The organism is Bradyrhizobium nitroreducens (assembly GCF_002776695.1).
Lineage (GTDB): Bacteria > Pseudomonadota > Alphaproteobacteria > Rhizobiales > Xanthobacteraceae > Bradyrhizobium > Bradyrhizobium nitroreducens.
Map to the genome: position 1 here is coordinate 8,137,120 of NZ_LFJC01000003.1, position 6,333 is coordinate 8,143,452.

3 protein-coding genes are annotated in these 6,333 nt (G+C 59.4%); 1 reads left to right on the forward strand and 2 read right to left on the reverse strand.

Annotated features, from left to right (window positions below):
• Positions 1–3,718 (forward strand): SIR2 family protein (locus TSA1_RS38400; protein ID WP_210421920.1); only part of this gene is annotated, 3,718 nt, incomplete at its 5' end.
• Here TSA1_RS38400 and TSA1_RS38405 read toward each other — a convergent pair.
• The gene (locus TSA1_RS38405; RefSeq protein ID WP_100180863.1) at positions 3,715–5,403 is read right to left on the reverse strand and encodes a carbamoyltransferase C-terminal domain-containing protein; all 1,689 of its coding nucleotides are present in this window, start codon (positions 5,401–5,403) and stop codon (positions 3,715–3,717) included. The two genes, TSA1_RS38400 and TSA1_RS38405, sit on opposite strands and share 4 nt — an antisense overlap.
• 5 nt (positions 5,404–5,408) lie before the next feature.
• A complete protein-coding gene (locus TSA1_RS38410; RefSeq protein WP_100180864.1) occupies positions 5,409–6,245 on the reverse strand; it encodes a 2OG-Fe(II) oxygenase family protein in 837 nt (278 codons plus the stop codon).
• Between the last annotated feature and the right edge of the window lie 88 nt (positions 6,246–6,333).

Below are 6,333 nucleotides of genomic sequence, written 5' to 3' on the forward strand. Positions count from 1 at the left end.
CGAAGACCTTGAAAAGCTGGGGTCCCTCACAAGGGTCATTGCTGATCGCGCCGCCAATCCGATTGAGCACCGGCGCAAGATTTGTCTGTTCCTGGGCGCTGGCGCCGATATCAGTTCGGGAGGCCTGACCTTTGCGGAGCTGAAACACCGGGCTCTGGAGCGTTTCGCTCAGCGCCAGCTGTATGAACTGACCCCCGCCGACACCATCGACCGTGAATTCGACCGTCTATTCTTGAACCTCGAGCCCGACGAACGGGCGCTGATGGTCGAAGCGATCTTCCGGCAACTGGGCGAACTGGAGCCCTCCGAAGCCTACAAGTTGGTTGTCTTGCTGATCGAGGCCGGTGGGATCGATGCCGTCGTGACGACGAACTTCGATCTCATGCTCGAGCGCGCCCAACAGGCGCTTGGGCGCGACCTGATCCAGGTCTTTTCACCCGGCTTCGCCCGTCCCTATCCCGGCGTACACGATCGCTACAATCTGCCCAAAGTTCCCTACATCAAGCTGCACGGTGATCTTGCTTCGCGCGCGGTCGTGGCGCTGGTGCGCGCGGAACTCGACGACGCCCGATATGACCAGGATATCGCCCAGCTATTCGCATCGATCGTAAGTTCGCACGATCTTGTCATCGCGGGATATGGAGGGTGGGATACCGCACTTTCGAAGATCATTTCCGATGCGATCGAATCCTCCCGGACGCGGATCTACTGGTGCGGTCCGACCAGACCGAGCGATACTGCGCCACTCTCGGCTGCGTTGCACGATCGCGCCGATCACATAACGATCTCGTTCGACCAGCTGGTTTCCGCGATTGCACGTCCCGTGTTGGAAAAGCCGTCCCTCATTCCGACGGAGCCGACATTCGTCAAAAGCCTGTTTGCGTGGCGCACCGACTATTGCAACAGGGAATACGCGAAGCTCTATGGTACGCGCGCGCACAAGAACATTGTGGACACATTCGCCCGCCGAGTGCGCCTTGAGGAGGGCCTCACTCGCTTCCTGCGACCGAATAAGCCGCTCGCTTTGGTCACCGGTCCGTCCGGCTATGGCAAGACCACTTTGGGCCTTCGTTTACAGAAAGCCTGGTCGCTGCGGGATTCCACGAGGATACTCCTGTTGAGGGCCCGTTCGTTTCCCGAAAGCGGCGACGTCGAACAATATGTCGGTGAGCAATTGGGCGGCCTTGGATTTCGTTCGCCTTTCTCGCTATTCCGGTTCGAGCGGTGGCTTACCAACAACAATCTCCAGCTGATCATTTTTATCGACGGAATCAACGAATTCGCAGACGACCTCAGCCGCTGTGTCAGCTTTCTGCGCGGCATCCTGCGATTTTGCTACTTTCTTCCCGAGGAGCTCAGCGCGCTCCGGGTCATCGCGACCGTCAGGCAAGAGACGTGGAACGCGATGCTGCCGCAGCTGGATGCGGCGCAACTGCAAAAGGCAGTCTGGTCTCCGGCAGGATCCGAGCACGGATTTGAGACGCTTTCGTGCGATATCTTCAGCCGTGACGAAGTCTACGATGCCGTCCGGCGCATGGGATCGAAGACGCTCACCACCGCGGATCTCGATCAAGTATCCCTTGGCTCGTTCGAGCGCCTAAGGGACCCCTACATGTTGCGCATCGTGGCCGAAGGCCCAGCGCGCAGCCTGCAGATTGTCCCCAGTGCCTCGCAATTGCGGACCATGATCGAAGCCAAGTTGCGCACCGCCGGCATGCTCGGCAGCTCGAGCACGATGCAGCACGCGATGGCAAAGGCAGCCTTGCAGAGCCTTGAAGGAGGGCGTCAAAGGTTTCGCGAAATCGACATTGAGCCCGCCGCACTCCGCCTTGAGATCCTGCGTATCGCCCGCGATCTCGATCTCGTGCGGGAAGCGCAGCAGGGGTTTTATCAATTCGATCACGACCGAACGTTCGAATATTTTCTGGCGGTTGCCCTAGCGAACGGCCTCGGTCCGCCGCTGGAGACGCTCACCGACCTCCAGGCCTATCTTCGCAACTATCGAAACGACGGCCGCTCTCTAGCGGCGGCCCGCCTTCACTTCGCGCTTCACCCCGAGATGGGACTTCGCTTGATCTCGGAAGCGATGCTGCTCGTTGATCGCGCCGATCAAGCGTTCGGGCCAAGTGACATCCTGTATCTTTACGAATTTGCGCGTGACCTTCTCGTTCAGCTCGCTGAATACGGGGAGGCTCTCGCCACCATCTATCTTTCCGATGCCATTGCTGCCGCCGCAAAGGCAGGGATTGGCGAGATGCATCTGCGCGCGGTGGTACAGGCCGCCGCCAATCTGCCCGATGCGGTCTCCGTCGAACTGCTCAGCCGCGTACAGCACCCGACATCCATTCTTCCGCGAACCGAAGCTCAGATCTATGCGATAGACCGCCTCGTGAGACATTTTCTCGAAGCTCTGGCCAAGCCGGGAAACTTGTTGTCGGACGCTCCCTACGCTGCCTTCTTTGCCGATCCATCTCTCCCCAAGTGGCAAAAGATCGGGCGTCTCATTGCATTCGCCACGCAACTCGGCCCCGATAATACGCATGCTTCGGAATATGAGAGCGCGAGTGCTGCGTTGCGCTCCACGCTGGGAGAGCTGGTGGCTGCCGCGGACCCTAGGCCGCCGGACGCTTCTGCGTTTGCGGAGTATTTTCTCCTCAACTGTGATCGCCTGCTCTTCAATTCGACAGCCGATGGCATTCGCCGTTTCTTTTCGAACAGCAGGAGGGTCGACTTTCTGGAGATATTCCGCGCCATTCAATCCGGCACGACGCTGAGCGTCGAAGGCTTCGCGAGGATTGAAGCATACACGCAGTCTATCGAGTTCGATATAGAATACCATCTGTCGGCCGGCCTGTTCGTGATGAGCAGTCTCAACGATTTGGCCGGAACGCTGAATTTGGCCGAGCAGCTTTTCGCGCGCTTCGACGAAAACGCAAATCCGGTTCAGATCGATTTCCTGGAAGAAGTCATCGTCTATCTCCACGTGCTCCACGGCCTGGATTACGACGAACGCCGGTTCGGCGTCTGGGAAGAAACGATCCTGCGGAGCTGGCGCGGGGTCTTGCTTCACCGGCCTGGTTTGCTGAGAGGCGAGCGTCGTGGGTTCGCCGACCCCTTTGACCGCAATTTCGAAGACGGCTTCGGCGTCATCTATCCCTACGGCATTCTGCTTCCCGCAACGCGGCGCCGCTCGATGCCGTTTGTGGAATACGCCAAGACCTCCGCAGACCTCGAAACCCATCCGCTTCCAATGTACACGCGCTGGCTGGAAGCATTCCTCGATGACAATCGTATCGAGGAAGCGCTTCAGCTGCTCCAGGCAATCGCCGGCGTGACCATCACATGGCCCATGGAGGGTTTGACCGCGCTTCGACCGGCCATCGGACACATGGATCAACGGATACGGCGCGCCGTCGTTCGGGTTCTTGCAGAGGCTTACAACAGGCATCCCAGCGCGACGCTGCGTTTCCTTCGGGTGGCAGGCGTCGCCGTCAGCGATGACGAATTGCTGGAGATCAAGGTTCGAAACGACGCGCGACTTGGCCGCCGCCAAGTCAGCGAGGAAGAATGGGCGCGGGTCGGCCACCTGCTCCTCAGCATCGACGGCGCAAGAGATGTCTTGTACGATTGCCTGTACTGCCTGTTGTCAGCGGAGACGTTCGAACAGGCCGTTGAGATGATCTTCGGGCGGCTTGGCTTGGCTCAACAGCCATCCTAGGCGAGCGGCTTCCTGAAATACTTCCCATTCATGTAAAGGCCGTCGAGGTCCACTCCGAGAAACACGTCGATGGCATCCTCAGGCGTCTCGACGATTGGTTCGCCGCGCCGATTGAAGGACGTATTGAGCAAGATCGGAACGTTCGTCAGCGCGCCGAACGCTGCGAGGATCGCAATCAGGAACGGATCGCCTTCGCGGTCCACGGTTTGCACCCTCGCGGTGCCGTCAATATGGAGGGCCGCGGGCGCTTCACGAAGGCAACGCTCCCGCGCGCGGGCCACCTTCAGCATGTAAGCGTCGGCGCAAGCAGAGTCGTGAAAATAATTGTCGTACTCGGACGCAAGCACCAGCGGCGCCAGTGGCCTGAAGGGCTCACGCCCCTTGATCGAACGGTTGATCCGCTCCCGGGTCTGCACATTCCGGGGATCGGCAAGGAGGCTTCGTCCTCCGAGCGCCCGCGGTCCGATTTCGGAGCGGCCATTGAGGATGCCGACGATGTCTCCCTTGGCGAGGATTTGAGCCAGGTCATCTGGCGTCGAAACGCTGGGGTCGATGACGAGACGGGGATAATATTGCTGAGCGGCTCGAACCACCTCTTCATCGCCATAGATCCGGCCGGGACGGGCAATCGCTGGCGCGATCCTTTCGGATTGGAATGTAAATGACGGCGCGCGCCCATTCCGCTCAGACGAGGCCGCTAGCCAGAGGGCGCCGAGTCCAAGGCCGGCATCGCCGCAATGAGGAGGAATAAAGACGTCGCGAGCGCCCGCGAGGCTGGTCACGAGCTTCGCGTTCGCAACGGTGTTCAGGCCGCATCCGCCGCTGATGGCGATATAATCGGCCTCCATCGGCGCGAGCAGCGATACACAGTGCAGAAGCGCGTTCTCCGTTACCGCCTGGATGCTCGCCGCAAGGTCCGCCCGGGCTGAAAAGCTTCCCTTTCCCAGGACGAGAATCCTTTCCATACACTCGACAATCTCGTCACTATCCGTCGGACAGCGGAAGCAATCGGACATGTCGTCGCCGAATGTGACGAAATCCTGCAGAACACCGGCATGGTCTGGACGACCATACGCAGCAAGGCCCATCGTCTTGCCACTATCCATCGGACCATATCCAAGGACGCAGGTCGCGATTTCGTAGAGCATTCCGACCGAATTGCTGATCCCGATCGGAAAATCATCCTGCTCGAGATAACCGTACCCCGTGGTCGTCCCGAGCGTTTGCGCACCCTCGGGACCGAACACGTGAAATGAGATGGTCTCGCGGCGCGAACGACCGTCAGCTTGATTGCCGTTCTCGACGATCGAGCCATACCCGTCATAAACGAGCACAGCGGCTGTGGAGTCCGGCGGCATCATCATGTAAGCCGACGCGGCGTGGCAAAGATGATGCGAGAATAACTGCAGGCTCTTACCGCCAAAGGCGGCTCGGCTTCTGGCCGGGATGGTGTCGCTCGCGACGATTGCGTCGACGTCCTCGAATTTCAGACCCTCCGCGCGCAGACAGTAGTCGATGGCCGGCGCCATTGGCTCGCGATACCAGACGGAAAGGCCGTTCTTGACCCTCGTGATCCGCTCCTGCTCGATTGCAACCTTGATGTCGCAGTCATGGGCGAGGGCGGCCGAGAAGTCATGGTCCGACCCGCCGAGGCCCAAGCGCCATATGCCTTGCTTGCGCGACATCGACCTCAATCCGGCGGAAACCCGTCCATCCCGAACCGTCCCGCGTTGCCGAGGATACGCGATGCGATATCGACGTCGCGATTGGCGGGCGTAATTTTCCAGGGTTTGCAGAGCTGTGGATCAAGGTCGGCAAAGAACAGCAGAGACAGGCGATGCTCGGATCGGCTGTGTGCACGAACTTGATGGTAGAGCGGTCGTATTTCGCCCCCGGTGAGAAGGCTCAAGATGGCGCCCGGCATAACCGTGAATGCCGAGCTTGTGCGATCAGGCTCAAGAACGGACAAGCCGGTCACAATCTCTAATCCGCGACCATTCGCGTGGGCAAACGTCAGGAGGTGACCGTCTTCGTGCGCGGTGTTGATGAATTGACCGGGCTCGGTAAGGATCGTCCGGTTAAATTGCAACTGGGACCATCGATGTAGACCACCCGTTAGTTCTTGTTCCGGAACATCTGATGCTACCATTCGCGCCACACCACGCATGATGTCCTCGGCCGTCATTTCGAACCAACGAAAGACTTCCATCATGCGCTCATGCAGGTCGCATCCGGCGGCGCAGGGCAGATCAAGGGCGAGGTCTTGCGTCCGCGCGCTTGCGGCGAAAATTTCGACCCGGTCTGGTAGAGCCGGATTTCCGGAATGCTCCCGGCCAAAAGGCGTGTAACCGCACCCGTAGGGCAAGAGACATGCCTCCTTCGACTTCTCGTCCAGATCGAAGAAGGTCGCGGCAGCCTCATAGGCGGTTGACACCTTCCTTTGGAGATCATCGCTGAGCGCAAATGACGACCAGCCCCTTTTGGAGATGTCGGCGACGCATGCTTCGATTCCGGGCGCAATCAGCAATGATCGATAATCCAGGGTTATGTATGCTTGGAGTTTCGGTCGTAGCTTTTTCCATTCTCTCTTTCGCAATCACCTTCCCCCACTATCG

Bases quoted from the DNA above. Each gene is read 5' to 3' on its own strand.
- TSA1_RS38405 (WP_100180863.1), bottom strand. From the start codon at position 5,403: ATGTCGCGCAAGCAAGGCATATGGCGCTTGGGCCTCGGCGGGTCGGAC.